The sequence below is a fragment of the Micromonospora inaquosa genome, assembly GCF_003857055.1.
Taxonomy (GTDB): Bacteria; Actinomycetota; Actinomycetes; order Mycobacteriales; family Micromonosporaceae; genus Micromonospora; species Micromonospora inaquosa.
In genome coordinates this window covers 78,382-104,993 of the sequence record NZ_QGSZ01000190.1, presented here as the reverse complement: position 1 = coordinate 104,993, position 26,612 = coordinate 78,382, and the positions used below count along the sequence as shown (strand labels likewise).

The window sequence follows — 26,612 nt, the reverse complement described above, 5'->3', positions numbered from 1 at the left end:
GGGTTTAGAGGGTGCAGTTGATGAGGACTGGCTCGGGGTGCAGGGTTACGCCGAAGCGGGCGTGGACCTGGTCGCGGATGGTGCGGGCCAGGGTGAGCAGGTCAGCGGTGTGGGCGGTGCCGCTGCGGTTGGTCAGCGCCAGGGTGTGCTTGCTGGAGATGGCCACCCCACCCTCGCCGGGGTGACCCTTGGTGAAGCCGGCCTTGTCGATCAGCCAGGCGGCGCTCACCTTCACCAGGCCGTCCGCCCCGGGCCAGGCGGGCGGGTCGCCCAGCTCGGTGGAGCGTTCCAGGAGTTGTTCGTACGTCGCACGGTCGAGCACCGGGTTGGTGAAGAACGAGCCGACCGAGCGAGTGTCCGGGTCGTTGGCGTCGAGCACCATCCCCTTGCCGGCACGCAGCCGCAGCACCACTGCTCGGGCGTCCGCCAGCGGCACCTGGTCGCCCACCTCGACACCGAGGGCTCTGGCCAGCTCCGCGTAGCGCACCGGCCCGGAGAGTGGGGACCTGGTGAGCCGGAAGTCGACCGAGAGCACCACCCAGCGGTCCACGTACTTGAAGATGCTGCCGCGGTAGGCGAAGCCGCAGTCGGCGGCGGGGATGACCTGGCGGGTGCCCTCGATCCGGTCGTACACCTCGACGCCGGTGATCGTCTCGGCGACCTCCTGGCCGTACGCGCCGACGTTCTGGATGGGGGTGGCACCGGTCGAGCCGGGGATGCCGGAGAGGCACTCCAGCCCGGCCCAGCCGTTGGCGACCGTGGTGGCGACCAGCTCGTCCCACGGCTCGCCGGCGTCGACTCGTACGGTGACCGAGGTGGTGTCTTCGGCGATGACCCGCAGGCCACGGGAGCGCACCAGGACGACGGTGCCGGGGAAGCCGGCGTCGCCGATCACCACGTTGCTGCCTCCGGCCAGGATCAGGACCGGCTCCGCCGCGGCCTGGACCGCCCGGACGATCTCGTCGGCATTGCCGGCGGCCACGATCCGCTCTGCCGGCCCACCCGTTCGTAGAGTGGTGTAGCCGGCGAGTGGACCGGGGGTGGCACGATCGGCGTCGGTTGTCGGCTGGGCGGAGGCGTCTGGCACGCCCTTCACCTTAGGCTGACAATTAGCCGTGGCACCCACTGGTCGCCCGGCACCCCCGGGAGGATGGCGATGAGCAGACTGCAGGGCAGCAAGGATTTCTGGATCGGGGCCCTTCGGACGGAGGGTCCGGCTTTCGCTGCGGCGGTGGCCGAGGCACCGCCGGAGACACCGGTGCTGTCCTGTCCGGGCTGGACGGTCAACGACCTCACGCTGCACATGGCCGGCATCTACCACTGGGTTTCGTCGTTCGCCGGAGCGGGCCAGACCAGTCGACCGCCTCGCCGGGAGAAGCTGGAGGCCGACCCGGGCGTGAACGCCCTCCAGTTGTGGCAGCAGGGTTACGACCGGGTGATGACGGTCTTTGACGGGCTCGATCCGGAGGCGCCGGCGTGGAACTGGGCCCCGCAGCCGAAGAAAGCCGGTTTCTGGCCGCGTCGGATGGCGCACGAGACGGCTGTGCACCGTTGGGACGCGCAGCTCGCCATCGCTGCTGGTGACCCGGTGGAGGCGAAGCTCGCGGCCGACGGGGTGAGCGAGGTGCTGGACACCTGGCTTCCGGCGGGCCGGCGGCAGGTGCCGGGTAGTTGGCACGGGGTGGTGCAGCTCTGCGCTACCGACGCGGCTCAGGAGTGGTATCTGCGGCTGCGCGGCGAGGGGGTGGCGCTGCTCGACACCGCGACCATCTTCGACCACGACGATCACCACGCCCGCGCCCAGGTCAGCGGCACCGCTAGCGATCTGCTCCTGGCACTGTGGGGGCGGGTGAGCTTCGAGACGTTGGATGTCGTGGGCGACAGCGCCCTGCTGGACGGTCTGCGCATCGACTGACGGACGTGCCACGAACGAGGGCGTCACCCCGGTAGGGGTGGCGCCCTCGTCGGCTTCGGGGTGGAGGTCGGAACGGCGAGAGAGCGCTCTCTTGACAGCGGGTCGAGGACCCACCACCCTGTCGTGAGAGCGCTCTCAGAATCATCTGCCACCACCCGCCCGCCTTGAGAGAGGTCGAAACCCATGGCTGTCCTCCCGCGCCGCCGCCTCGCCGCGGTGGCCCTCGCCGCCACCACCGCCCTACTCGTCACCGCTGGCTGCGGCGGCGGCGACGAGCCGGGCGACGGACCGGTCACCCTGACCGTCGACGTCTTCGGCCAGTTCGGCTACGAGCAGCTCTACCAGGAGTACATGGCCGCGAACCCCGGCGTGAAGATCGTCGAACGCGGCACCGGCACCAACCTCGACGAGTACTCGCCGAAGCTGACCCAGTGGCTCGCCGCCGGTCGGGGCGCCGGTGACGTGGTGGCCATCGAGGAAGGGCTGATGGTCGAGTACAAGGCCAACCCCGGCAACTTCGTCAACCTGCTGGACCACGGGGCCGCCGACCTCAAGGGCAACTTCCTCGAATGGAAGTGGAACGCCGGCCTGACCGCCGACGGCAAGCAGCTCATCGGCCTCGGCACCGACGTCGGCGGCATCGCCATGTGCTACCGCAAGGACCTCTTCGAAAAGGCCGGCCTGCCCACCGAACGCGACGAGGTCTCCAAGCTCTGGCCGACCTGGCCGGACTACATCGCCACCGGCGAGAAGTTCGTCGCAGCCAAGACCGGGGCGTCCTTCCTCGACGCGGCCACCAACACGTTCAACACCATCCTGTTGCAGACCGCCGGCAACAGCGACGGCTACAGCTACTACGACACCAGCGAGAAGCTGGTCGTCGACAGCAACCCGGCGGTACGGCAGGCGTGGGACACCACCATGGACATCATCGATTCCGGCCTCTCCGGCAAGTACGGGTCGTGGTCGGAAGAGTGGGTCTCCGCCTTCAAGCAGTCGAAGTTCGCGACCATCGCCTGCCCCGCCTGGATGACCGGCGTCATCGAGGCCAACGCGGGCACGGCCGCCCAGGGCAAGTGGGACATCGCCCGGGTGCCCGGCAACGGCGGCAACTGGGGTGGATCGCACCTCGCCGTGCCCAAGCAGAGCAAGCACCAGGCCGAGGCCATCGAGCTGGCCAAGTTCCTGACCAGTGCCAAGGGCCAGATCGGCGCGTTCAAGGCCAAGGGCCCGCTGCCCTCGTCGCCGCAGGCGCTCGACGACCCGGCGATCACTGGCGCGACCAACGCGTACTTTTCCGGGGCACCGGTCGGCTCGATCTTCGGCAGCGGCGCGAAGAGCCTGAAGCCGGTCTACATGGGCCCGAAGAACCAGGCCGTCCGGACCGAGGTGGAGAACGCCGTACGGACCGTGGAGCTGGGTCAGCGCAGCCCCGCGCAGGGCTGGACGGACGCGGTGACCAACGCCAAGAAGGCCGCCGCCAAGTAGCCCGAGCGAACGTGCGGGCGGGCCCCGGTCACCGGTACCCCGCCCGCACGGCGAAAGGAGTTCCCGGGCATGACCGTCCAGCTCGACGCCCGCCCGCCGGTCGCACCGAAGGCCGACAACCCTCGCCCCTCCTGGGGTCGGCTCAGCCGGCTCGACACCCGGTTCTCGCCGTACCTCTACATCGCCCCCTTCTTTCTGATCTTCGGCGTCTTCGGGGCGTACCCGCTGGCGTACACCTTCTGGGTTTCGCTGCACGACTGGGACCTGCTCGGCACCAACCACCCGTTCGTCGGGGCGGAGAACTACACCCGACTGCTGGCCGACACGGACTTCTGGCACGCGCTGGTGAACACGCTGGGCATCTTCGTGATCTCCACGGTGCCGCAACTGCTCGCCGCGCTCTGGCTGGCCAACCTCCTCAACCGGGGCCTGCGGGCCCGCACCGGCTGGCGGATGGCGGTGCTCGTCCCCAACGTGACCTCCACGGCCGCGGTGGCGATCGTCTTCGGGGTGCTCTTCGGCCGCGAGTTCGGGATGATCAACTGGCTGCTCGACCTGGTCGGGGTGGACGCGATCGGCTGGAAATCCAACCGGTTCGCCTCCTGGGTGGCCATCTCCGCCATGGTCGACTGGCGGTGGACCGGCTACAACGCGCTGATCCTCCTGGCCGCGATGCAGGCCATCCCCCGAGACCTGTACGAGGCCGCGGCGATCGACGGCGCCAGCCGGGTCCGACAGTTCTGGTCGGTCACCGTGCCACTGCTCAAGCCGACGATCATCTTCTGCACCATCATCGCCACCATCGGCGGGTTGCAGCTCTTCACCGAGCCCCGGATGTTCCACTCCGGCACCAACCCGATCCGCGGCGGACCGCTGCGTGAGTCGCAGACCCTGACCATGTACATGTTCGAGAACGCGTTCGCCCCGCACTACAACTTCGGGTACGGCTCCGCGGTGGCCTGGCTGCTCTTCGCACTCATCGCGATCGTCGCGGTGCTCAACGTGCTGATCCTGCGCCGGCTCGGCGGCGGCTCGGGGCCCAACGGACGGAAGGGAGCGGCGCGATGAGCCGGCTCTGGCGGGCCAGCCCGCTCACCTACCTGGCCCTGATCGTCGCGGCCGGCCTGTCGATCTTTCCGATCTGGTGGATGCTCGTCGTCGCCAGCCGCTCCAACGATGCTATGGGTCAACTGCCGCCCCCGATCACCCCCGGCGGCAACCTGGGCGCGAACATCGCCCGACTGTTCGACAACACCGACGCGTACTTCGCGACCGGTCTGATCAACTCGGTGATCGTCGCCAGCACGGTCACCATCTCCGTGGTGTTCTTCTCCAGCCTGGCCGGGTTCGCCTTCGCCAAGCTGCGGTTCCGTGGCCGCAACGCCCTGCTGCTGGTGATCATCGCGACCATGATGGTGCCGACCCAGCTCGGCGTGATCCCGCTCTACCTGCTCATGACCAAGCTGCACTGGAACGACCGGCTGCCCGCGGTGATCGTGCCGGTGCTGGTCACCGGGTTCGGGGTGTTCATGATGCGGCAGTACGCGGGCCAGGCCATCAGCGACGAACTGATCGAGGCCGCCCGGATGGACGGCTGTGGCACCGCCCGGATCTGGTGGCACGTGGTGCTGCCCGCGCTGCGCCCCGCCGCCGCCGTACTCGGCCTGCTCACGTTCATGACCACCTGGAACGACTTCCTGTGGCCGTACGCTGTACTGAACGATCCGGCGAACCCCACTGTGCAGCTCTCCCTGCGGGCGCTGTCAGACGGGTACTACCAGGACATGTCGCAGGTGTTCACCGGGACAGCGATCGCGACGCTGCCCCTCCTACTGGTCTTCGTGTTGTTCGGTCGGCAGATCATCGGCGGGATCATGGAAGGTGCGGTCAAGGCGTGAAAGAACTCCGGTTTCCCGAGCACTTCCTGTGGGGGGCGGCCACCGCCGCGTACCAGATCGAGGGCGCGGCCCGCGACGACGGCCGCGCTCCGTCCATCTGGGACACCTTCAGCCGCACGCCGGGCAAGGTGTACCAGGGCCACACCGGCGACGTCGCCTGCGACCACTATTACCGGTACGCCGACGATGTGGCGCTGATGGCCGAGCTGGGCCTGCGGGCGTACCGGTTCTCGGTCGCCTGGCCCCGGATCCAGCCCGACGGCACCGGTCCCGCCAACCCCCGTGGGCTGGACTTCTACGACCGACTCACGGACACCCTGCTCGATCGGGGCATCGACCCGATCGTCACGCTCTACCACTGGGACCTGCCCCAGGCCCTCGGTGACCGGGGCGGCTGGACCAACCGGGACACCGCCGAACACTTCGCCACCTACGCCACCGCCGTGTACGCCCGCCTCGGCGACCGGATCGACGTGTGGACCACGCTCAACGAGCCGTGGTGCTCGGCCTACCTCGGTTACGCCAACGGCGTGCACGCTCCGGGTGAGCGGGATGCGGCGGCGGCCTTCACCGCCGTACACCATCTGCTGTTGGGGCACGGCCTGGCGGCGCGGGCGTTGCGGGCGGCCGGCGCGCGCAGCGTGGGCGTCACTCTCAACCCCGCGGACGTGCGCCCGGCCGACCCGCAGAGCGCGGCCGACGCCGCCGCGGTCCGCCTGGTCGACGGCCTGCACAACCGGATCTTCCTCGACCCGCTGCTGGCCGGCGGTTATCCGGACGATGTCCGCGAGCACGTGTCCAGGATCGTCGAGCCGACGTTCATCCGCGACGGCGACGAGAAACTGATCGCCGCCCCGATCGACCTGCTCGGCATCAACTACTACGCCCCGAGTTACGTGGCCGGTCGCCCCGACGGCGCCGGTAACGACGCGTACCCGGGCACCGAGGGCGCTGTGCACTTCCTGCCGCCGGCCGGGCCGCTCACCGACATGGGTTGGATGATCGAGCCGGCCGGTCTCACCCGGCTGCTGGAGCGGATCGCCGCCGACTACCCCGGGGTGCCGCTGCTGATCACCGAGAACGGTGCGGCGTTCCCCGACAAGGCCGGCGCCGACTCGCCCGACGGTCCGGCACAGGTGATCGACACCGATCGCATCGCCTACCTCGACGGGCACCTCCGTGCGGCGCACGAGGCGATCTCCCGGGGCGTGGACCTGCGTGGTTATCTCGTATGGTCATTCCTGGACAACTTCGAGTGGGCGGAAGGTTACCGCAAACGGTTCGGAATCGTGCACGTCGATTACCTGACCCAGCGGCGCACACCGAAGGCCAGCGCCCGGTGGTACCAGGAGGTGATCTCCCGGAACGGGCTGTGACGAGCGGGGGGAAAGGCGCGATGACGACGGCGCAGCGGCCGACGCTCGAAGCGGTGGCAGCCCGGGCCGGGGTTTCCCGCGCCACCGTGTCCCGGGTGGTCAACGGCTCCACGACCGTCGCCGAGCCGATCCGCGAGGCGGTCACCCGGGCGGTCGCCGAGTTGGGGTACGTCCCCAACCTCGCCGCGCGCAGCCTGGTCACCCAGCGCACCGACTCGATCGCCCTGGTCATGCCGGAGGCGGCCACCCGGGTCTTCTCCGACGACCAGGTCTTCCCCGGCATCATCCGGGGCGTCAGCCAGGAGCTGGAGGCGGCCGACAAGCAACTGGTGCTGATGCTCGCCGGCTCGCCGGCCGGGCACCAGCGGGTCGAGCGGTACACCACCGGTCGGCACGTCGACGGCGTGCTCTTCGCGTCGCTGCACGGTGCCGACCCGCTGCCCGGCACGCTGGCCCGACTCGGCATCCCGGTGGTGGTCAGCGGCCGGCCACTCGGCGACGTGCCAGTTCCGTACGTCGACGTCGACCACGTGGCCGGGGTGACCGCAGCCGTCCGGCACATGATCGACAGCGGTCGTCGACGGATCGCGACCATCGCCGGACCACAGGACATGGTCGCCGGGATCGAACGGCTCAGCGGCTACCGCAGCACTGTCGCCGACGCGGGTCTGCCCGAGCTGATCGCCATCGGTGACTTCACCCGGGAATCCGGGTCGGCGGCGATGCGCCACCTGCTCACCGAGCATCCCGACCTCGACGGCGTCTTCGCCGCCTCCGACCTGATGGCGCACGCCGCCCTGCGGACGCTGCGCGAGGCTGGTCGGCGGGTGCCGGAGGACGTGGCGGTGGTCGGCTTCGACGACATCGAGACCGCCGCCTACACCGAGCCGCCGCTGACCACCGTCCGGCAGCCGATCGTGGAGCTCGGCCGCCGGATGACCCGCCAACTGCTCCGGCTGGCCGCCGGGGAGACCATCGAGCAGGCGGTCATGCTCCCCACCGAGCTGATCCGCCGCGCCTCCGCCTGACCGCGCCGGGCGGTTAATGCGTCGCTCGGGCGGGCGATCATGGTTAGCCTCGCCGACATGCCGGATCCTGTCGCGCTGCTGCACGTCCCCGCCCTTTCCGACGCAGCCGAGTACGCGTACGCGGCCACCGTCGAGTCACCTGCCCGGTTGGTGTTCACCGCCGGGGCGTGCCCGCTCGACGCCGAGGGGCGCACGGTTGCGCCGGGCGATCACGCTGCGCAGGCCCGGCAGGTGATGACGAACCTGGCGACCGCTCTCGACGCGGCCGGTGCGCGGCTGACCGACGTCGTCAAGACCACGGTCTACGTGGCGTCGTCGCGACAGGCTGATCTGGTGACCGCCTGGGAGGTGGTACGGGACTTCTTCGGCGACCACGACCCGCCCAGCACCCTGCTCGGGGTGTCCGTGCTCGGCTACACCGACCAACTCGTCGAGGTCGAGGCCATCGCCGCCGTACGGATGGGGGCCTGACATGCGGATCCGAGTGGCGCAGCCGGATGACGCCCCGGGCGTGGTGGCCCTGCGGGCGATGGTCTACCCGTACCAGGTGCGCGGGGTCGAGTCGACCAGAAAAATGATCGCTGAGCCAATACCGGGAAGGGACTGGGTCGCCTTCGTGGCCGAGGTCGATGCCCAGGTCGTCGGATGGGTGACGGCCCAACGAAACACCTCGACCTCGGCGGCCGGGTTCGGTGACATCAACCTCCTGCACGTCCACCCGGAGCACCGGCGGCGCGGCATCGGCGCCGCGCTGCTGACGACCGCGACAGGTCACCTCGTTCCGCTGGGCGTCCACCGGCTCCGCGCCTTCGCCCAGCCGAACGCGCTGCCGTTCGCCCGTCGGCACGGCTACGAGCCCAGTCGTGAGCTGCGCTTCTCAGCGCTCGACCTGAATCCGGCACCCGCGCTGCCGGAGCCGCCCCCAGGCGTACGACTGCGCCAGATCGCGGAACTGGACCCGCACCGCCTCTACGCGGCGGACGTGGCCGCGGCGCTGGACGAGCCGGGCGACGTACCGGTCGACTCGATCAGCTACGAGAGCTGGCTGTACGACGTCTGGGACAACCTGGGCCTGGACAAGGATGCCAGCACCGCCGTCGAAGTCGACGGGGAGGTGGCCGCGTTCAGCCTGGTGAAGCGGGACGGGGACCGGATGTGGTCGGACTTCACCGGCAGCCTCCCGGCGTACCGCGGCCGAGGGCTGGCCCGGCTCGCCAAGGCGGCGGCGCTGCACCGGGCCGCCGCGAACGGCGTGCGCGTCGCGTACACCTCGAACGACGAGGCGAACGGACCGATGCTCGCCATCAACACCCGGCTGGGCTACCGCCCGGTGGCAGCCGAGTGGTCCTGCCTGGCCGACCTGACCTGATCACGAATCACCCTGCCCGGCCGATCGGCGGGCCAGGGACAGCCACCCGAGGAAGCGGGTGTGCAGCACGGCGGGATCCGGGCGACCACCCAGGGCGAACATGTCGTCGACGGCCTCTTGCATCGACGAGGCCAGGTAGAACGCCAGAGCGATCGAGTGACCGTAGAACTCGACAATGAGGTCGAGTTGAGCCGGACCGCAGGGCCAAGGCGCAGCGCAGTTGCGACACAGCCACGCGGGGCGCATCGGCAGGTGCGGCCGAGGGCGGGCGGTCATCCGACCCTCACCGGTCCACGGCGTACCTGCTGGCGGGCCGTCGGCCGGGCGGCTGGCAGCGGAGGGTCCTGCCAGATCAGCCCCGCCGTCTGCACGAACAGCGACCGCCGTACGACCGCCTCGCCCTTCGGGCCCAGCTCGTAGCCCTCAATCCAGAGCCAGCCGTCATACGTCACCCAGTCGGGAAGCCGGATCACGCGGACGAAGATCGGCCGGAGGAACTGCACACTCGCCGCGCGGGTCAGGTGCAACACGTCGCCCGACTTCACCTCCCGCGCAGATCCCCTCACCCGGCCACCCATCGATGCCTTCCTCTCTGATCGTTAGGAGGGGCCACACTGAGTTCTCGCCCAAGTGGCGGCCCTGGGTGGCTAGCACCGCCGCCGGGCGTCGCCTCCACCAGCGGTACTGCTCAACTGCACGGTCTCAGCGCGTATCGGACGCCTGCACCGTCCGTGTGCGACCATCGGGGACGTCTAGGAAAGGTCCCCTTACGATGACGCGAAACGACACCCTCGGACACGCTCTACGATCGACGGGCCTGACCGTTGCTGACCTCGCTGAGAAGTGCGGGGTGGACCCGAAGACGGTTGAGCGGTGGATCAGCAGAGGCCGCACTCCTCACCCTCGCTCCCGGATGCGGGCTGCGGGGGTGTTGGGTCAGGATGTAGAGGTGCTATGGCCCGAAGTCGTCCGCCGCGCTGTCAAGGTCGGTTCAGACCGTGAGTTGGTCGGCATGTACGCGCGCCGATCGGACCTTCCGCGTTCGCTGTTCCGCGAATTGATCGACAAAGCGGGTACCAGGTTGTGGTTCGGCGGATACACGAGTTACTTCGTATGGCTTGAGGTCCCCAACGCCGCCACCACGCTCAGCGCGAAGGCACAGAACGGCGCCGACGTGCGTTTCCTCCTCGGCGACCCTGGCGGCGAGGTCACTACGGCGCGAGAGCGTATCGAGGCAACTCCCCTCACACTCGCGACCCGCATCGCCATGACCCAGGCAGAGATCGCGAAGTCTCCGGAACCCCTTGCCGCCCGAATGTCAGAACGGCACGTTGCCATGTCCGTCTGGGTCTTCGATGACGAGGCGATTGTCGCTACGCACATCGGCGCGGGACTGGGGCAGGACTCGGTAACGATGCACTTCCGACGCCGGGAAGCCGGCGGTCCGTTTGATCGTTACGTGGAGCACTTCGAGTCCCTGTGGGATGACGCACGGGCGGCGTAGGCGCACCGTCCCGCAGTCACGATGACCTGATCGGTATTCCGGGATTTCGTTAGCGATCTCCCCCGGCGTGCGCCGATCTTGCAGTTCCTGTCGCCGGAATGCGCGAAATGCCCCCTATCTCGCAACAGAAAGTGCAAGATCGCGGAGCGGGCGCAGCCCAACCTCGTCGATCATGGCGTTATGGTGCCTTTTTTGGTGCGACACGGGCTTTTTGTTACCCACCACAACTCCATGATCGACGCGGCAGCGCGGGTGTTGGACTACTCAGCATCAAGTGATCACGGCGAAGGCAAGTGATCACGGGGAGGGTCGCTCCCCGATCACCTGGCGCGCGGTGGCATAGGCGTCAGGGCCGAAGAGCACCAGACGGGCCTCGGTGACGGCCGCTGGGGTGGCCGCGCGCAGCACCGCCAGCGCCTGACCGACCGCGTCGTCGACCGGCCAGCCGTAGATGCCGGCGGAGATCAGTGGAAACGCCACGGTGGTAGCGCCCAGCTCGTCGGCGACCGCGAGACTGTTGGCGTAACAGTCGCGCAGCAGCGCCGACCGGTCCTTAGTGGCCGACCAGACCGGCCCAACGGTGTGGATCACCCAGCGGGCCGGTAGTTCCCCTGCGGTGGTCGCCACCGCCTGACCGGTGGGCAGGCCCTTGCCGTAGCGGGACGCCCGCAGCGCCCGGCACTCGGCCAGGATGGCGGGCCCGCCGCGCCGGTGGATGGCGCCGTCGACCCCGCCGCCGCCGAGCAGGGACGAGTTCGCGGCGTTCACGATGGCGTCCACCCGCTGGGTGGTGATGTCCCCCTCGACCAGGGTGACCTCCATGTCAGCTCCCCTCGATCGACTGGCCCAACGAGCGGCGGGCCAGCAGGGTGGCACCGGCGACCGCGGCCGGCATGATCAGCACGGCGCCGAGCGGAATCAGGAAGCAGAGGAAGACCGCCACTCCGAAGCCGAGCGCGGTGGGCCGGTCGGCCTTCAGGATCGTCCGGCGCTGCGGCAGCCGCATCCCGCGCCGGTAGAACGGCGCACCGACCAGCTCCACGGCGAGGAACCAGCCGCCCACGGCCGCCCCGATCACCGGGACGACGGTCTGGCCGACCACCGGGATGAAACCGGCCAGGAAGAGAGGGATGCCGACCAGCGCCGTGAGCGCCACCAGGCGTACCGAGTCGGCGAGGCTGCGACGCAGCGACGACCAGAAGGGCACGTCCACCGCGCCCTGCGTGCCGCCGTACCGCTGCTCGACCTGCTCGGAGATCTTCTCGTAGAACGGGTCGCCGATGACCAGGGTGACAGCGGTGAAGGTGAGCACGCCGAGCAGGCCACCGAGCCCCAGGAAGGCCAGCCCGGCGATCACCCGGACCAGGCTGCGCGCGGTCTTCGACCAGTCGTCGGCGAACGGGGTGACCAGCGCGGCGAAATCGTCCACGAAGTACACCAGCGTGCCGAGCGCGGCCAGGAAGAGCGCGCCGGAGATCAGCGCCGGCACGATGCCGAGCAGCATCAGCCCCGGGCTGCGGACGTAGAGGCCCAACCCGCGCAGGAGCAGCCCAGCCCCGGCGAGGAAACGTCCGACGACCCCGGTCACCGGGCTGGCGATTCTGCTGACGTCCACGATCGAGCAGCCTAACGAGCGGTCATCGAATCCGCCGGGCGGAGCGTTAGCAGCGACTCCTCACGTTGCGCATCAACCGGTTGACGGATGAATGTGATCAACCGGGTCCGCCGGTGATCATCGCCGACCGGTCGATTCGCCGCCGGGCCACCTCGACAACCCTTGAGGGGTACGAGGCCAGCGACGGAAGGCGGCACCATGCCGGTCATCGAGGTGACCAAACTGCACAAGCGATACGGCGACCTGGTGGCGGTGGACGACGTGTCGTTCGCGGTCGAGGCCGGGGAGATCTTCGGTGTCCTCGGCCCGAACGGCGCCGGCAAGACCACCACCGTGGAGTGTGTCGCCGGGCTGCGCGTCCCCGACGGGGGCGGGGTGTCGGTCCTCGGGCTCGACCCCCGCCGGGACGCGGCCCAGCTACGCCAGCGGGTCGGGGTGCAACTCCAGGAGAGCCAATTGCCGGACCGGCTGCGGGTGGCCGAGGCGTTGGAGTTGTACGCGTCGTTCTACCGCAACCCGGCCGACCCGGCCACATTGATCGACAAGCTGGGTCTCGGCGACAAGCGGAACACCGCGTACAAGTTGCTCTCCGGCGGTCAGAAGCAGCGGCTCTCCATCGCGCTGGCCCTGGTGGGCAACCCGGAGATCGCCATCCTGGACGAGCTGACCACCGGGCTGGACCCGCAGGCCCGCCGGGACACCTGGGGCCTCATCGAACAGGTCCGCGACAGCGGGGTGACGATCGTGCTGGTCACCCACTTCATGGAGGAGGCCGAGCGGCTCTGCGACCGGGTCGCGGTGATCGACCGGGGTCGGGTGGTCGCCCTGGACAGCCCGGCGGGCATGGTGTCGACGGTGGCTCCGCAGCAGCGGATCCGGTTCCGGCCCTCGGCTCCGGTCGACGACCGGCTCCTCACCGACCTGCCCGAGGTGTCCGCTGTGCAGCGAACCGGCAGCCAGGTGGTGGTGACCGGCACCGGTGAGTTGCTGCACGCGGTCACCTCGGTGCTCGCCCGTCACCAGATCGTCGCTGCGGACCTGCGGCTGGAGCAGTCCACCCTCGACGACGCCTTCGTCGAGCTGACCGGGCACCGGCCCGCCAACTGAGAGGGAGCCAGCATGCACGCCTTCCGCAACATCCTGAGGATCGAGGCGCGGCTCTACCTGCGGGACCTGCCGACGCTGCTCACCACCGTCGGGCTACCCACCCTGATCCTGGTGGTGCTGGGGCTGGTCCCCGCGCTCCGCAAGCCCGATCCGACCTTCGACGGGCAGACCTTCGTCAGCTACTTCGCCCCGTCGCTGTTGGTGGTCACCCTCGCCATGGTCGGGGTGAACATGCTGCCCTCCGTGCTGGCCACCTACCGGGAACGCGGGGTGCTGCGCCGGCTGGCGACCACCCCGGCGCACCCGGCCGCGCTGCTCGCCGCCCAACTGGTGTTGGCCCTGGCCGGGATCCTGGCCAGCGCGCTGCTGCTCATCCTGGTCGCCCGGCTGGCGTTCGGGGTGCCGTTCCCGCGGCACCCGCTCGGCTTCACGCTGGCGTTCATCCTCGGCACGGCGGCGCTGCTGGCACTCGGCCTACTGGTCGCCGCCGTCGCCAGGACAGCGAAGGCAGCGCAGGCCCTGGCTGTGCCGCTGTTCCTGGTCGTCATGTTCTTCGGCGGGGTCTACCTCCCCCGGTTCCTGCTCCCGGACTTCGTGGCGCGGATCGGTGACTACACACCACCCGGGGTGCAGGCGCTCCTCGATGCCTGGACCGGCACCCCGCCGCAGCCGCTACACCTGGGGATAATGGCGGTGATCGCCGTGGCGGCCGGCGCCGGCGCGGCGAAACTGTTCCGTTGGGAGTGAGCGGGGATCCGATGACCAGCAGCGGTGGGCACGACCGTCTGACCACGTGGCGGGCGCGCGAGGCGAGCCTCTATCGCGTACTGCCCTATGGCGGGCTGGCTCTGGGCACCCTGCTGGCCGTCGTCGCACAGCCACCCGGCAGCCTTGCGACGCTGCCCACACTGGCCATCGCCGCGGCGGCCGGATGCTGGGTTGCCTGGTTCGTCACAGTGCACCCCGGCTGGCAGAGCCGCCTCAAACTGATGGCCGTCTACTACGCCGGCCTGCTCACGTTCGCCGCCGTGCTGGTCGTAGCCAATCCGTGGTACGGCTTCTTCGCCTGGATCGGTTACCTGCACGCCTTTCCGGTGCTGCCCGGGCGCTTGCGGATCGCCGGGGTGGTCGCCACGGCCGTCCTCGTGGCCACCTCTCAGGGCGGTGGTCTGGCAGTAGCGATCTCGCACTGGCCACTCTGGCTGCTGCTGGCGCTCTTCAACCTGGTGGTGGCCGGCTCGGTGACCTGGTTCGCGATGGTCGCCGAGCAGGAGGACGCCAAACGCAAGCGGTTGGTGGCGGAACTCGGCGAGGCCAACCGCCAACTCACCGAGACGGTCAGTGAGAACGCTGGGCTGCACGCCCAACTGCTGACCCAGGCACGGGAGGCCGGCGTGCTGGACGAGCGGCAACGGATGGCACGGGAGATCCACGACACCCTGGCCCAGGGGTTGACCGGCATCATCACCCAACTGGAAGCGGCCGAGCAGACCCGCGACCGGTCCGCCGACTGGCGCCGGCACGTCGACAACGCGCTCGCGCTGGCCCGGGAGAGCCTCACCGAGGCCCGCCGCTCGGTACAGGCGGTCCGTCCGGAACCGTTGGAGACGGCCCGGCTACCGGACGCCCTCGTCGAGCTGGGTGGGCGCTGGTCGGCCCTGAACGGGGTACGGGCCAAGGTGGCCACCACCGGCAACCCCCGCCCGCTGCACCCGGAGATCGAGGTGACCCTGCTGCGGGCCGCCCAGGAGGCGCTGGCCAACGTGGCCCGGCACGCCGCCGCCTCACGGGTCGGGCTGACCCTGTCGTACATGGCGGACGTGGTCACCCTGGACGTACGCGACGACGGGGCCGGCTTCGAGGTCACCGGCCAGCCGGCACCCCGCGAGCCGGGCAGCGGGTACGGGCTGACCGCCATGCGGCAGCGGGTGACCCGGGTCGGTGGCGAGTTGGCAGTCGAATCCGAGCCGGGCAGCGGCACCGCCATCTCGGCGTCCGTCCCCGCGCTACCCGGAGGTGCCGGTTGACCGCCCCGGTACGACTGCTGATCGTCGACGATCACCCGGTGGTGCGGGACGGGCTGCGGGGGATGTTCACCGGCGACAGCGATTTCGAGGTGGTCGGTGAGGCGGCGGACGGCTCGGAGGCGTTGGCGCTGGTCGCGACGCTGCGGCCGGACGTGGTGCTGATGGACCTGCGGATGCCCGGCATGGACGGGGTGACAGCCATCGGCAGGCTGGCTCGCGCCGGCAGCGCCGCCCGGGTGCTGGTGCTGACCACCTACGACACGGACGCGGACGTGCTGCCCGCGATCGAGGCCGGTGCGACTGGTTACCTGCTCAAGGACACACCCCGGGAGGATCTGGTGCGCGCGGTACGGGCGGCGGCCCGGGGTGAGTCGGTGCTCGCGCCGAGCGTCGCCGGCCGGCTGATGGGCCGGCTGCGCGCTCCCGCCGAGGAGCCGCTCAGTCAACGGGAGCTTGAAGTGCTCACCCTGGTGGCCCGGGGCGCCTCCAACCGGGAGGCGGCGGCCCGCCTGTTCATCAGCGAGGCCACCGTCAAGACGCACCTGCTGCACCTGTACGCCAAGCTCGGGGTCAATGACCGGGCTGCCGCCGTGGCCACCGCGTACGACAGGGGGTTGCTGACGCCCGGCGGGCGGTGAGCGGCACCGGGCAGGATGGGCGGGTGCGTGCGTCCCGACTGATCTCGTTGCTGTTGCTGTTGCAGTCGCGCGGATCCATGACCGCGAGCGAGCTGGCTCGGGAGCTGGAGGTCTCCGAGCGGACCGTCTATCGGGACGTGCTGGCGCTCTCCGCGGCGGGCGTGCCGGTCTACGCCGACCGGGGGCGGGCCGGCGGTTACCGCCTGCTCGGCGGCTACCGCACCCGGTTGACCGGGCTGACCAGGGACGAGGCGGAAGCGCTGTTCCTCGCCGGGCTGCCCGGGCCGGCCGGCGAGATGGGGCTCGCCGACGCTGTCGCGTCCGCCGAACTGAAGGTGCTCGCCGCGCTGCCACCCGCCCTGCGCGACGCGCCGGCCCGCGCCGGGCAGCGGTTCCACCTGGACGCGCCGGGCTGGTTCCGGGAGACCGCACCACCGCTCTGGCTGTCGGCGCTGGCCCGAGCGGTCTGGGGCGACCGGGTGGTGGAGTTGCGCTACCGACGCGGCGACCGGGAGGTGACCCGCCGGGTCCAGCCGTACGGCCTGGTTCTCAAGAGCGGTGTCTGGTATCTGGTCGGCCGGGTCGGCGACGATGTGCGCACCTACCGGGTGGACCGGGTCACCGGGGTCGAGGTGGGCGACGAGCACTTCGACCGCGACGAGGGCTTCGACCTGGCCGGGCACTGGCGCGAGCAGGCCGGGTCGTTCCTGCGGACCATGCTGCGGGCCGAGGTCACCGTCCGGCTGAGCCCCGCCGGCCTGCGCCGGCTCCGGCACCTGGTCGATGCCCCCTTCGTGTACGACGACCTGGTCGCCGCCGCCAGCGAACCCGACGGGCAGGGCTGGGTGGTGGCGCGGCTGCCCGTCGAGTCGGTCCCGGTGGCGTACCAGCAACTGCTGGGGCTCGGCCCCGAGGTGGAGGTCCTCGACCCACCCGAGCTGCGGCAGTTGTTGGCCGAGGCGGCCGACCGCCTCGGGGCGCTCTACCGGTAGCCGGTCACGTCCGCCGGTTTGCCCGCGTCGACCACCTCGGTGATGTAGCGGAACCCCTCGGGTTGGCTGCCGTCGAGGTCGGTGAACCCGTACACCTTGGACAGCGTGCCGGCATCGACGGATTTTCCGCTCCAGCGGGCCTTCTCCTCGTCGGCGGCGAGCGCGGCCACCGCCCGGCCGACGAAGGCCGGGGTCTCCGAGATGAGGAAGTTCGGGTCGGTGGCAGCACCGTCGCGCCAGTTCTCCTCGGTCACGCCGAAGTGCTCCAGCATCGCCTCGGAGCGGATCCAGCCGGGGGTGAGCGCCACCGCCGTGCAGCCGTGCGGTTTCAGCTCGTGGGCCTGGCTGAAGGCGAGCCGGTTGACCGAGACCTTGGCCAGGTCGTAGAAGACCGACAGTCGGTAGTTCTCGTCGTTGTACGCCTTGGTGCCGTCGCCCATCTCCACCACCAGTCCGCCCGGCTTGCGGATCAGCAGCGGCAGGGCGAAGTGGCTGGTGATGATGTGCGTGTCGACGGCCAGTCGCAGGGTACGGAAGCCGGCGTCGAGCGGCTGCTCCCAGACCGGCTTGTCCCAGGTGACCAGTGGGTCGCCGCCCCAGATGTCGTTCACCAGCACGTCGAGTTGCCCCTGCTCGGCGTCGATCCGGGCGACCAGGTCGCGGACCTGCTCGGGCACCAGGTGGTCGACCTGAACGGCGATGCCGGTGCCGCCGGCCGCGCTGACCAGCTCGGCGGTCTCCTCGATGGTCTCCGGTCGGTCCATCTCGGAACGGCCGGCCCGGGTGCTGCGACCGGTGGCGTAGACAGTGGCACCGGCCGCGCCGAGCTGAACGGCGATCTGTCGGCCGGCACCACGGGTGGCACCGGCGACGAGCGCGATCTTTCCTGTGAGCGGTTGCGTCATGCCTGCGACGTTGTCAGGAATACCTGACAACCGACGTCCGAATTCGGGACTCGATCTAGTCGACCAGTCGGACCCGGACCCGGCGGTTGGCGCGACCCTTGCTCTCCACCTTGACCACCTGCACCTTCCCGATCTGGGCGGTGGAGGCGACGTGGGTGCCGCCGTCGGCCTGCACGTCCAGCCCGACGATGTCGACGATCCGGACCTCCTGCTCATCCGGCGGGATGAGATTGGACTGGGTGCGGATGATGTCCGGCAGGGCCAGCGCCTCGGTGCGCGGCAGCACCCGGGTGGCGACCGAGCGGTCGGCGGCCACCTCGGCGTTGACCAGCTCCTCGATGCGGGCCTTGAAGTCCGGGGGCACCTCGGGGAGGTTGAAGTCCATCCGGGCCTCGCCCGGCTCCATGTTGCCGCCGGTGACGAGCGCGCCGAAGTCGCGGAACACCACACCGCAGAGCACGTGCAACCCGGAGTGGGTACGCATCAACCGGGTGCGGCGCTCGTCCTCCACCGCTCCGACGACAGCGGTGCCGACCGGCGGCAGCGGGTCACCCTCGGCGGGAACCAGGTAGGGGTCGTCGCCCTTGCGGGTGCCGACGATCCGGGTCTGCACGCCCTGCCAGAGCAGCACGCCGTGGTCAGGTGGTTGACCACCGCCGCCCGGGTAGAACGCCGAACGGTCGAGCACGATGCCCTGCTCCGCATCGGAGTGCAGGACCGTGCACGTCCATTCGCGCAGTGTCGGGTCGGCAAGGTCCAGCCGGTGCGTCCGGCCGTGCTGTGTGACGCCCATGACAGGGCAGGTTACTCGTTCAGGAAGCCGGAGATGCGGTCCCGCAGATCGGCGCGTTCCGACCAGAGCACGCCGGGCCGGTCGTACACGTGCAGGGTGGCCTGGGGCAGGGCTGCCGCGAGCCGCTCGGCGATGTCGACCGGGTGCAGGTCGTCGCCCGCGCAACCGATCACCAGCGCTGGCGCGGTGACCGCCGCCAGGTCACCGATCTGGCGCAGCGGTGTCTGATCGGTGAGCGTGGCCAGACCGTCGGCCAGACCGTCGCGGAGCAGTTGGTCGAGCCGTTGCCGCAGGTAGGCCCAGCCGGCCGGGGTGTTGCGCACCGCCGGGGGCAACTCCAGTGTGACGATGTCGGCGACCGCCGAGGCGTCCCCGCTCTCCACCGCCTCCAGCAGGTCGGTGACGCGTTCCCGGGCGGCCGGCCCGCGCGGCTGGTCGAGGACCGCCGGCAGGAAGAAGACCAGCTTGTCGAAACGCTCCGGGCTTTCCGCGACGAGTCGGCAGAGGGCACCCGCGCCGAGGCTCGCGCCGAACGCCCGGCTGGCGCCCCCGAGATCGGCGATCGCCCGCAGATCCCGGGCCAGGTCCAGGTAGTCCCACGGCCCGTCCGGGGCTTCGGAACGGCCGTGCCCGCGGAACTGGAAGAACACCTTGCGGCCGTTCACCCCACTGCCGAACGGGCGGGTGGTGGCGATGCCGTTGCCCAGCCCGTGGGCGAAGACGGTGACCGGATCACCGGTGCCGGTGACCAGCCGCTCCAGCTGTACGCCGTGCGGGGTGGTGACCAGCTCGGTCTCCGGCTCCGGCAGCGCCGGCCGGCCGGTACGTGGCCCACCCGGGCCGGGCCCCCACGTGCGGGGCCCACTGTCGGGTGGGGGCGGCCAGCGAAAACCTCTCACCAGAACCCTTTGCCGTCACTCAGGTCGCGCAGACCGACCCGGACGTCGAGCAGGTAGATCAGACCGGCGGCGATGCCGACCAGTCCGAAGAGGCTGATCGGACCGAAGCCGAGAAGCGTGAGCACGAGGCAGACCGCCAGGATGGCGATCCAGCCACCCTTGGGCAGCGTGCCGATGGCGGGGAAGGCATCAGAGCGCTGCGTGATCGCGTGCACCAGGGCGACGCCCTGGATGATCAGTGCGAAGACGAGCAGGATCAGCTCGATCACTTCACGGACGGCAAAGGCGAAGAGCGGCGCGGCGTTGGCCATGTCGGCAAGTTTATGTCCACGACCCCGGCTGCGTCCGACAAGGACGCCGCCGGGGTCGTCGACCGAGGAGCTACTCGGCGGCCGGGCGGGTCCGCTTGGTGGCCCGGGGCAGCTTCGCGGACGGGGTCTCGGCCTGCTTGACGGCCTTGGGCGCGCGGGCGACCTTCTTGACCGCGGCCGGCTTGGCCTCGGCCAGCTCGGCCACGTCGGCCGGGGTCGGCATGTCGACGGGGGCCGCGGCCGACGTGGCCGGGGTGGTGGTGGCCGGCGTCACGGCCTCGGTGGCCTCGATGTCGGCGTTGACGGTCTCGGCGGCCTCCAGCACGCCGGTGCCGACGACCCGCTCGCCTCGGGCGACCAGCGCGCCGTACGCGGCGAACGCGCGCTCCTGGGCGACCTGGGCGCCCGCGACCACCAGGGCGGCGTTGCGGGTCGCGGCGGCGCGCAGCTTGTCGATGTCGGTCACCTCGCGCAGCTTCGCCAGGTCGGCGGTCTCGTTGGCGGTACGCAGCGTCTCGGTGGCCTTCTGCTTCAGCTCGAAGCCGGTCAGCACGGCCCGACCGCCCAGGTCGGCGACGACCCGGGTGCTGAGCACGCCGACCATGGCAGGCAGCTTCCGCAACTGCTCGATGGCCAGCTCACCGGCGCCGGCTGCGGCGTAGATCGGGGCGGGGATGCGGTTGGTCTTCGGCTCGCTCATGACGTCTCCTCTTCGGCCGCGTCGGCGGCCTTCTTCTTCTGGGGGATGCTGGTGCTGCCCGGGGCGGGGGCGGTGCCCGCCTCGGTGACGGCGACCGACTCGAGCACGGCCTCGGTCGGGGTGCCGCCCACGGTGGTGGGGCCGGTGGCGGCCACATTGGCCAGGTCGGCGGCCTGACTGGCCGGCTGGTCCGCGGCTTGAGCTGCCCCGGCTTCGGCCTGGGCCGCCTCGGCTTCGGCCTGCGCCTCGGCCAGCCGGGTGTTCTCCCGGCGGAACGTCTCGTAGATCTGACTGAGCGACTGCTTCTGCGCCATCGTCAGGTCGGCGTCCACGGCGATGGCGGCGAGCACCCCGTGGCCTTCCTTGTCGTCGAGCAGACCGGCGCGCAGGTACATCGCCGGTGTGGAGACCCGTAGCGCGCTCGCCAGTTGCTGGAGCACCTCGGCGCTGGGCTTGCGCAGGCCGCGCTCGATCTGGCTGAGGTAAGGGTTGCTGACCCCCGCCTGCTCGGCGAGCTGCCGTAGCGAGATCTTGGCGTTGCGCCGCAGATCGCGGATGAACCCGCCGACGTCGGGAAGGTCCTTGGGTGTGGCCATGGCAGCGACGCTAATCGCTGGCGCTAACTCCTGCAAGCAAAACGCTAGCCATAGTTAGCAAGGTCTCAGCATCCCGTTTGCGCGCCGCTCGACCGATCCGTACGGTCCGTTCGTGCACAAGATCACAGTCAATGGAGCAAGCATCGCGTACGACGAGGCCGGCACCGGCTCACCCGTCGTCCTGCTGCACGCCGGCATCGCCGACCGGCGGATGTGGCGGGGGCAGTTGTCCGCGCTCGCCACCCGGCACCGGGTGATCGTCCCTGACCTGCGCGGCTACGGCGACTCGGAGCTCCCCCCGGCCCCGTTCACGCACCACGACGACGTGGCCGGGCTGCTGGACGCGCTCGACCTTCCCCGGGCCGCCCTGGTCGGCTGCTCCTTCGGCGGGGCGGTCGCCATCGACACCGCGCTGGCCCACCCCGACCGGGTGAGCGCGCTCGCGCTGTTCGACACGGCTGTCTCCGGCAACGAGTGGTCCGACGAGGCGAACGACCTCTGGGACGACCTGGTCGGAGAGGTCGACCCCGACGACTTCGTCGCGGGCGCGGCCGGAGAGGTGCGGTTCTGGGTGGTCGGCCCTCGACGCCAGCCGCAGGACGTCGACCCCGAGCTGGTCGCGTTCGCCCAGGAGATGGACCAGCGTGCCCTCGCCGCCGAGCTGGCGCTCGGCGCGGTCGAGGTGGGCGAGCTGACGCCACCGGCGATCGGCCGACTCGGCGAGCTGAAGATCCCCGTCCTGGTCACCGCCGGTGCCGCGGACGTGCCGGACATCAGTCGACTCGCCGACCGGATCGCCGCCGAGGTCCCGGGCGCGGTACGACTGCCCGACGTGCCGGACGCCGCGCACCTGCTCCCACTGGAGCGTCCGGAGCCGGTCAACGCCGCACTGCTCGACTTCCTGAGCTAGCCCGCGCGACGGGGCTGACGCCGCGACGAGCGCTATACCTCACAGTCATATTCACACCCGTGAGGTATAGCGCTCGATCAGACGTCGGCCGCCGAGTAGGGCCGCCGCACCGAAGACCGGCGGGCCGGTGGCATCACCAGAGGGGGCGGACCGCCCCGACCGGCAACCCGCCGCCGAAGAGCGGCACCTCTTCGTACTCGGCCAGCACCGGGGCGTCCACGCCGAGCCGACGCAGCGCGGAGACCAGTACCGGCATCCGCGCCCGGTCGGCGCCGTCGTCGATCTTCAGCGCGACAGCGCCGACACCCGGCAGCGCCACGGCGATCACACCCTCGGCACCGACCTTGGCCAGCAACCCAGGAACACCACGCATCAGCCGGGTGTCGTCGGCCTGGGTGCCACCCACGATCTCCGGGTACGCCCGCATCGCGTCGGCCACCCTGCGCGGCACCGAGCCGGGCTCGGCGTCAACCAACCGGAGGTACGCCCCGGCCAGGCCGGTCAGCGACACCGCGAGCACCGGGGCACCACAGCCGTCGACCCCCACCGCGGCCGCCTGCTCGCCGGTGAACTCCTCGATGGCGGCCCGCAACCGCTGCTGCAGCGGGTGCTCCGGCCGCCAGTAACCCTCCCGTGGCCAACCGGCGGCTTCGCAGGTCAGCAGCATTCCGCTGTGCTTGCCGGAGCAGTTCATCTGCACCCGGCTCGGACCGCCACCGGCACGCAGCACCGCCTCCCGGGCCGCAGCGCCCACCGGCAGGTCAGGCGGGCAGTGCAGCGCCGACGCGTCCAGCCCGGCGCGCTCCAGCAGGGCACCGACCCGGGCCAGGTGGAACTCCTCACCGGCGTGACTCGCCGAGACCAGCGCCACGTCGGCCGGGTCGGTCAGCGCCAGGCCCGCCCGGAGCATCCCGATCGCCTGCATCGGCTTGCTGGCCGAGCGGGGAAAGATCGGCGAGGCCACGTCCCCGGCGGACGCCACCGCGACACCGTCGGAGTCCAGCACCACCACCGAACCGCGGTGCGCACCCTCCACGAACCCGGACCGGACCACCTCGGCGAGCGGCGCGCCGCCCTCGTACGTCTTCGTCACGCGCTGGACGGTACCGACGGTCCGGGGGTGCCCGGCACCGGGGTGACCAGGAGATCCATCGCCCGGGTGACAGGAGCGCGGGACAGACCCGGCCTTACAGCCCGAGCAGCTCGCGGGCCTCGGTGGTGGTCAGCGGCGGGCGCTGGGCGAGCTGGGCGAAACCCACCGCGCGGGCGACCAACTGCATGTTGGACTCCACCGGGCGGCCCTTCGCGTACGTCACGGTGTCCTCCATGCCGACCCGCAGGTGCCCGCCCGCCGACAGCGAGGCCAACAGCACCGGAAGAGTGCTCCGACCGACGCCGGTGGCCGAGAAGGTGGTGCCCTCGGGCAGGTCCCGCAGCATCCGGTGGGCGGCGACCAGGGTTTCCGTGGTGCCCGGCATGCCGCCCGGCACGCCCATCACGAAGTCGACGTGCACGTGCCCGCCAGCCGGCAGCCCGTACTTGCCGAGCAACCGCTGCAACGCGGACAGGTGGCCCAGGTCGAAGATCTCGTACTCCGGCACGATCCCGCGTTCCTGCATCCGGGTGTGCAGGTCGACGATGAACTCCCAGCGGTTGAGGAAGACGTCGTCGCCGAAGTTGACAGTGCCCATGGTGCAGGAGGCCATGTCCGGACGGGCATCGAGGACGGCGAGCCGGGCGGCCTCCGGGTCGGTCACCGCGCCGCCGGACGAGAGCTGCACGATCAGATCGGTGCTCTCCCGCAGCGCCGCCACCGTGTCGGCCAGCCGCACCGGGTCGAGCGTCGGCCGGGCCTCGTCGTCGCGGATGTGGACGTGGATCACGGCGGCGCCGAGCGCCTCGCACTCCTTGGCGGTGAGCAGCAACTCGTCGAGGGTCACCGGCAGCGCCGGCACCTCCGCCTTGGCCGACTCAGCGCCGGTCGGGGCCACCGTGATCAACGTCCCTGTCGTCATGCCGGCGATCCTAGACGGCCCGCTCAGGACGGGTCGATCGCCGCCGCTGTCTCGCCGATCAGCAACGCGGCGTCGTCCGGGACGTTCCGCTTCAGCACCGCGAGGGCGACCTGACCCAGCTCGTGGTGCAGCACGGCGGTGCCGACGAAGCCGACCGCCCGGCCATCGAGGGTCACCGGCGTACCGGCCACCGGCGGCTGATCGGTGGTCACCCCGTCCAGGTGCAGCAGTACGAGCCGACGCGGCGGCCGGCCCATGTTGTGCACCCGCGCCACCGTCTCCTGGCCCCGGTAGCAACCCTTGTCCAGATGCACCGCCGGGGCGATCAGATCGACCTCGGCCGGAATGGTCCGGTGGTCGGTGTCCACCCCGACCCGAGGCTGCCGGGCGGCCACCCGGATCGCCTCGTACGCCCAGAGCCCCGCCACCGGCACGCCGGCACCGCGCAACTCCGCCACCACCTGGTCCATCGCCGACCGGGGCACCAGTAGGTCCACCCCGAGCAGGCCACGTCGGGCCCAGCCGCCGATCGGCAGCGGTTTCACGTCGTACTGAACGCTCGCCCGCTGTGGCACGGCACCGTGCGCGAACTTCGGACCGGGCACCGCGACCACGTCCGGTGCGGCCAGCCCGGTCACGCCGAGCGTACCGAGCGCCTCCATGGCCCCCGGCCCGACCAGCGACAACAGCGCCCGTTCGGCCGTCGCGTCGCGTGGTTCGACCTTGCTGAAGAACCGCATCTTCTCCAGGTAGGTCAGCAGCCCCTGGGTAGCACCGGGCTCGGTGTCCAGCCAGGCGGTCTCGCCGTCCTCGGCGACCATGGCGTGCTGCTCGACGTGGCCGTGCGGCGACAGCACCAGCAACTCGGTGCCCTCGCCTGCGGAGAGGGTGTTCAGGTGCTGCGAGGTGATCGTGTGCAGCCAGCCGGCCCGGTCCTCCCCGGGCACCGCGATGACCCCTCGATGCGACCGGTCGACCAGACCGACCTCCGTGTCGAGGGTGCGCTGCTCACGAAGCGGGTCGCCGTAGTGCGCGGCCACCCCCCGCACGCCGGCCGCGACGTGCGCCGGATCCGGCTGGTCGCGGCTGGCCTCGTCGATGCTCTCGACGGCCACCGCACCCGCGATGTCGATCATTTTTCGTCCCCGTTCTCGCAGCGTACGCAGACGCCGAAGAGTGACACGTGCCCGATGTCCACCCGGAACCCGCGCTGCGCGGCCAACTGGTCGGCGAGGGGGCGGAGCAGCTCCGGATCGATTTCGTCGATCGCGCCACACTCCCGGCAGACCAGATGGACGTGTTGGTGTTCACCGGCGGCGTGATAGGTCGGTGAACCGTGCGACAGGTGCGTGTGGGTGACCAGACCGAGCCGTTCCAGCAGCTCAAGCGTGCGGTAGATGGTGGTGATGTTGACGCCGGCGGCGACCTCCCGGACCGCGGTGTGCACCTGCTCCGGTGTGGCGTGGCCCAAATCGAGCACCGCCTGGAGGACAAGCTGCCGCTGGGCCGTCAGCCGCAGCCCACGGGCCCGCAGCATTTCCGCGAGGGAGGATTCGGACACGGTCCGATCATAGTTCGGCATTCGCACCGACCCCGTGCGAGCGACCGGTCGCCGCTACGCTCGGCGGTCATGGTGACGTCGTCCGCCGGCAATGCCCCGGCTTCTCCGGGCACACGGATCGCCGTGCTGGGGCGGGGGCTCATCGCGGCCGACGAGCCCGTGCTCCGCGGCGACGACCTGGGCGTCCTGCGCGGCGACGGGCTCTTCGAGTCCATGCATCTGCGCGAGGGCCGGCCGTGGCTGCGCGACGAGCACCTGGCCCGCATGGCCACGGCGGCGGCCGCCGTCGACCTGGACCTGCCTCCCACCGACGCGCTGATCGACCTCCTCGACACGGCGCGCGCGGGCTGGTCGGCAGAGGTGGAGGGCGCGCTACGGCTGGTCTGCACCCGAGGTTCCGAGGCCGGCGGCCCGCCTACGGTCTACGCCACACTGACCGAGGTGCCCGCGTCGTCGCGGGCTGCCCGCCGCACCGGGATCACCGTGGCGATCCTGCCGCTGGGGGTGCCCGCCGACGCGCGGACCGGGCTCGACTGGTTGCCCGCCGGCATCAAATCCACCTCGTACGCGGTCAACAGCGCCGCCCGCCGCTGGGCCCACCGGGCCGGGGTGGACGACGTGCTCTGGGTCTCCTCGGACGGGTACGCCCTGGAGGGGCCGATCGCGAACGTGGTGTGGCTCACCGGAGACACCCTCTGCACCGTGCCGGCCGCCAGCACCGGCATCCTGCCCGGCACGACAGTGGCCTGGCTGCTCGCCCACGCCCACGAGCTCGGCCTGAGCGCCGCCGAACGGATGGTCACGCCCGCCGAGCTGCACGACGCCGACGGGGTCTGGTTCAGCTCCTCGGTACGCGGGCTCGTCGAGGTCCGGATGCTGGACGGGGTGCGCCGGGACCACTGCCCGCGCACCCCCGCCCTGCAAGCCCTGCTGGGTTTCCCCGGCTAGTCAGCCGCCCGTCGAGG

General features: G+C 70.8%; 31 protein-coding genes. 16 read left to right on the top strand and 15 right to left on the bottom strand.

The window, feature by feature from the left end; translation table 11 throughout:
* Nucleotides 1–4: 4 nt before the first annotated feature.
* The gene (locus tag DLJ59_RS12590; RefSeq protein WP_208648656.1) at nt 5–1,087 is read right to left on the bottom strand and encodes a UDP-N-acetylmuramate dehydrogenase; all 1,083 of its coding nucleotides are present in this window, start codon (nt 1,085–1,087) and stop codon (nt 5–7) included.
* A gap of 69 nt (nt 1,088–1,156) precedes the next feature.
* Between DLJ59_RS12590 and DLJ59_RS12585 the strand changes: the two genes are divergently transcribed.
* The 8 genes from DLJ59_RS12585 to DLJ59_RS12550 all read left to right on the top strand — a co-directional run bounded on the left by DLJ59_RS12585 (nt 1,157) and on the right by DLJ59_RS12550 (nt 9,074).
* The gene (locus tag DLJ59_RS12585) at nt 1,157–1,915 is read left to right on the top strand and encodes a maleylpyruvate isomerase family mycothiol-dependent enzyme (RefSeq protein WP_124772685.1); all 759 of its coding nucleotides are present in this window, start codon (nt 1,157–1,159) and stop codon (nt 1,913–1,915) included.
* Nucleotides 1,916–2,098: 183 nt separating this feature from the next.
* Nucleotides 2,099–3,403: an ABC transporter substrate-binding protein gene (locus DLJ59_RS12580; protein ID WP_124772684.1), complete on the top strand. Its 1,305-nt coding sequence runs from the start codon at nt 2,099–2,101 to the stop codon at nt 3,401–3,403.
* A 69-nt stretch (nt 3,404–3,472) separates the two neighbouring features.
* On the top strand, nt 3,473–4,471 hold the full coding sequence (locus tag DLJ59_RS12575) for a carbohydrate ABC transporter permease (RefSeq protein ID WP_124772683.1): 999 nt from the start codon (nt 3,473–3,475) through the stop codon (nt 4,469–4,471).
* A complete protein-coding gene (locus DLJ59_RS12570) occupies nt 4,468–5,301 on the top strand; it encodes a carbohydrate ABC transporter permease (protein WP_124772682.1) in 834 nt (277 codons plus the stop codon). The genes DLJ59_RS12575 and DLJ59_RS12570 overlap by 4 nt, the downstream gene beginning before the upstream one ends.
* The gene (locus tag DLJ59_RS12565) at nt 5,298–6,677 is read left to right on the top strand and encodes a GH1 family beta-glucosidase (protein ID WP_124772681.1); all 1,380 of its coding nucleotides are present in this window, start codon (nt 5,298–5,300) and stop codon (nt 6,675–6,677) included. Before DLJ59_RS12570 ends, DLJ59_RS12565 begins: the two co-directional genes overlap by 4 nt.
* Before the next feature lie 20 nt (nt 6,678–6,697).
* Complete coding sequence (locus DLJ59_RS12560) at nt 6,698–7,705, top strand: LacI family DNA-binding transcriptional regulator (RefSeq protein WP_124772680.1); 1,008 nt, start codon at nt 6,698–6,700, stop codon at nt 7,703–7,705.
* Nucleotides 7,706–7,762: 57 nt separating this feature from the next.
* On the top strand, nt 7,763–8,176 hold the full coding sequence (locus DLJ59_RS12555; RefSeq protein ID WP_124772679.1) for a RidA family protein: 414 nt from the start codon (nt 7,763–7,765) through the stop codon (nt 8,174–8,176).
* A 1-nt stretch (nt 8,177) separates the two neighbouring features.
* Nucleotides 8,178–9,074: a GNAT family N-acetyltransferase gene (locus DLJ59_RS12550; RefSeq protein WP_124772678.1), complete on the top strand. Its 897-nt coding sequence runs from the start codon at nt 8,178–8,180 to the stop codon at nt 9,072–9,074.
* Here DLJ59_RS12550 and DLJ59_RS12545 read toward each other — a convergent pair whose 3' ends face one another.
* Together DLJ59_RS12545 and DLJ59_RS12540 are read right to left on the bottom strand one after the other, a co-directional pair.
* Nucleotides 9,075–9,350, bottom strand: coding sequence for a hypothetical protein (locus DLJ59_RS12545; protein ID WP_124772677.1), 276 nt, complete (start codon nt 9,348–9,350; stop codon nt 9,075–9,077).
* On the bottom strand, nt 9,347–9,652 hold the full coding sequence (locus DLJ59_RS12540; RefSeq protein ID WP_124772676.1) for a hypothetical protein: 306 nt from the start codon (nt 9,650–9,652) through the stop codon (nt 9,347–9,349). Before DLJ59_RS12540 ends, DLJ59_RS12545 begins: the two co-directional genes overlap by 4 nt.
* Nucleotides 9,653–10,023: 371 nt before the next feature.
* Between DLJ59_RS12540 and DLJ59_RS12535 the strand changes: the two genes are divergently transcribed.
* The gene (locus DLJ59_RS12535; RefSeq protein WP_124772675.1) at nt 10,024–10,578 is read left to right on the top strand and encodes an XRE family transcriptional regulator; all 555 of its coding nucleotides are present in this window, start codon (nt 10,024–10,026) and stop codon (nt 10,576–10,578) included.
* 297 nt (nt 10,579–10,875) lie between these two features.
* Here the strand turns inward: DLJ59_RS12535 and DLJ59_RS12530 are convergent, their stop codons facing one another.
* Together DLJ59_RS12530 and DLJ59_RS12525 are read right to left on the bottom strand one after the other, a co-directional pair.
* Nucleotides 10,876–11,400, bottom strand: a complete 525-nt coding sequence (locus DLJ59_RS12530) for an O-acetyl-ADP-ribose deacetylase (protein ID WP_124772674.1) — start codon at nt 11,398–11,400, stop codon at nt 10,876–10,878.
* Nucleotide 11,401: 1 nt separating this feature from the next.
* Complete coding sequence (locus DLJ59_RS12525; protein ID WP_124772673.1) at nt 11,402–12,193, bottom strand: EI24 domain-containing protein; 792 nt, start codon at nt 12,191–12,193, stop codon at nt 11,402–11,404.
* Between the two features lie 198 nt (nt 12,194–12,391).
* Between DLJ59_RS12525 and DLJ59_RS12520 the strand changes: the two genes are divergently transcribed.
* Genes DLJ59_RS12520 through DLJ59_RS12500 form a run of 5 tightly spaced genes read left to right on the top strand, consistent with a single transcriptional unit; the run spans nt 12,392 to nt 16,957 of the window.
* Nucleotides 12,392–13,300: an ABC transporter ATP-binding protein gene (locus tag DLJ59_RS12520; protein ID WP_124772672.1), complete on the top strand. Its 909-nt coding sequence runs from the start codon at nt 12,392–12,394 to the stop codon at nt 13,298–13,300.
* Between the two features lie 12 nt (nt 13,301–13,312).
* Entirely contained in the window at nt 13,313–14,047 is a 735-nt protein-coding gene (locus DLJ59_RS12515; RefSeq protein WP_124772671.1) for an ABC transporter permease, read from the top strand.
* Between the two features lie 11 nt (nt 14,048–14,058).
* Nucleotides 14,059–15,327, top strand: coding sequence for a sensor histidine kinase (locus DLJ59_RS12510; protein ID WP_167493846.1), 1,269 nt, complete (start codon nt 14,059–14,061; stop codon nt 15,325–15,327).
* Nucleotides 15,324–15,965, top strand: a complete 642-nt coding sequence (locus tag DLJ59_RS12505; protein WP_124772669.1) for a response regulator — start codon at nt 15,324–15,326, stop codon at nt 15,963–15,965. The genes DLJ59_RS12510 and DLJ59_RS12505 overlap by 4 nt, the downstream gene beginning before the upstream one ends.
* A gap of 23 nt (nt 15,966–15,988) precedes the next feature.
* On the top strand, nt 15,989–16,957 hold the full coding sequence (locus DLJ59_RS12500) for a helix-turn-helix transcriptional regulator (RefSeq protein WP_124772668.1): 969 nt from the start codon (nt 15,989–15,991) through the stop codon (nt 16,955–16,957).
* Here the strand turns inward: DLJ59_RS12500 and DLJ59_RS12495 are convergent.
* The 6 genes from DLJ59_RS12495 to DLJ59_RS12470 all read right to left on the bottom strand — a co-directional run bounded on the left by DLJ59_RS12495 (nt 16,948) and on the right by DLJ59_RS12470 (nt 21,161).
* Entirely contained in the window at nt 16,948–17,862 is a 915-nt protein-coding gene (locus DLJ59_RS12495; protein WP_112639996.1) for an SDR family oxidoreductase, read from the bottom strand. The two genes, DLJ59_RS12500 and DLJ59_RS12495, sit on opposite strands and share 10 nt — an antisense overlap.
* 55 nt (nt 17,863–17,917) lie before the next feature.
* Entirely contained in the window at nt 17,918–18,655 is a 738-nt protein-coding gene (locus tag DLJ59_RS12490) for an alanyl-tRNA editing protein (RefSeq protein WP_124772667.1), read from the bottom strand.
* Between the two features lie 11 nt (nt 18,656–18,666).
* A complete protein-coding gene (locus DLJ59_RS12485) occupies nt 18,667–19,554 on the bottom strand; it encodes an alpha/beta fold hydrolase (RefSeq protein ID WP_124772666.1) in 888 nt (295 codons plus the stop codon).
* Nucleotides 19,551–19,865 (bottom strand): DUF2516 family protein, encoded by a 315-nt coding sequence (locus DLJ59_RS12480; protein WP_124772665.1) that lies wholly within the window; start codon nt 19,863–19,865, stop codon nt 19,551–19,553. Before DLJ59_RS12480 ends, DLJ59_RS12485 begins: the two co-directional genes overlap by 4 nt.
* 70 nt (nt 19,866–19,935) lie before the next feature.
* On the bottom strand, nt 19,936–20,565 hold the full coding sequence (locus DLJ59_RS12475) for a hypothetical protein (RefSeq protein WP_124772664.1): 630 nt from the start codon (nt 20,563–20,565) through the stop codon (nt 19,936–19,938).
* Nucleotides 20,562–21,161, bottom strand: a complete 600-nt coding sequence (locus DLJ59_RS12470; RefSeq protein WP_124772663.1) for a helix-turn-helix domain-containing protein — start codon at nt 21,159–21,161, stop codon at nt 20,562–20,564. Before DLJ59_RS12470 ends, DLJ59_RS12475 begins: the two co-directional genes overlap by 4 nt.
* A gap of 112 nt (nt 21,162–21,273) precedes the next feature.
* Between DLJ59_RS12470 and DLJ59_RS12465 the strand changes: the two genes are divergently transcribed.
* The gene (locus tag DLJ59_RS12465) at nt 21,274–22,071 is read left to right on the top strand and encodes an alpha/beta fold hydrolase (RefSeq protein ID WP_208648655.1); all 798 of its coding nucleotides are present in this window, start codon (nt 21,274–21,276) and stop codon (nt 22,069–22,071) included.
* Nucleotides 22,072–22,204: 133 nt separating this feature from the next.
* Here the strand turns inward: DLJ59_RS12465 and DLJ59_RS12460 are convergent, their stop codons facing one another.
* The 4 genes from DLJ59_RS12460 to DLJ59_RS12445 all read right to left on the bottom strand — a co-directional run bounded on the left by DLJ59_RS12460 (nt 22,205) and on the right by DLJ59_RS12445 (nt 25,647).
* Complete coding sequence (locus DLJ59_RS12460; protein ID WP_124772661.1) at nt 22,205–23,164, bottom strand: asparaginase; 960 nt, start codon at nt 23,162–23,164, stop codon at nt 22,205–22,207.
* 94 nt (nt 23,165–23,258) lie between these two features.
* The gene (locus DLJ59_RS12455; protein WP_124772660.1) at nt 23,259–24,086 is read right to left on the bottom strand and encodes a beta-keto acid cleavage family enzyme; all 828 of its coding nucleotides are present in this window, start codon (nt 24,084–24,086) and stop codon (nt 23,259–23,261) included.
* Nucleotides 24,087–24,109: 23 nt separating this feature from the next.
* Nucleotides 24,110–25,222 (bottom strand): CAF17-like 4Fe-4S cluster assembly/insertion protein YgfZ, encoded by a 1,113-nt coding sequence (gene ygfZ / locus DLJ59_RS12450; RefSeq protein WP_124772659.1) that lies wholly within the window; start codon nt 25,220–25,222, stop codon nt 24,110–24,112.
* A complete protein-coding gene (locus DLJ59_RS12445; protein WP_091402843.1) occupies nt 25,219–25,647 on the bottom strand; it encodes a Fur family transcriptional regulator in 429 nt (142 codons plus the stop codon). Before DLJ59_RS12445 ends, ygfZ begins: the two co-directional genes overlap by 4 nt.
* A 69-nt stretch (nt 25,648–25,716) precedes the next feature.
* Between DLJ59_RS12445 and DLJ59_RS12440 the strand changes: the two genes are divergently transcribed.
* Nucleotides 25,717–26,595, top strand: coding sequence for an aminotransferase class IV (locus DLJ59_RS12440; protein WP_124772658.1), 879 nt, complete (start codon nt 25,717–25,719; stop codon nt 26,593–26,595).
* Nucleotides 26,596–26,612 lie beyond the last annotated feature (17 nt).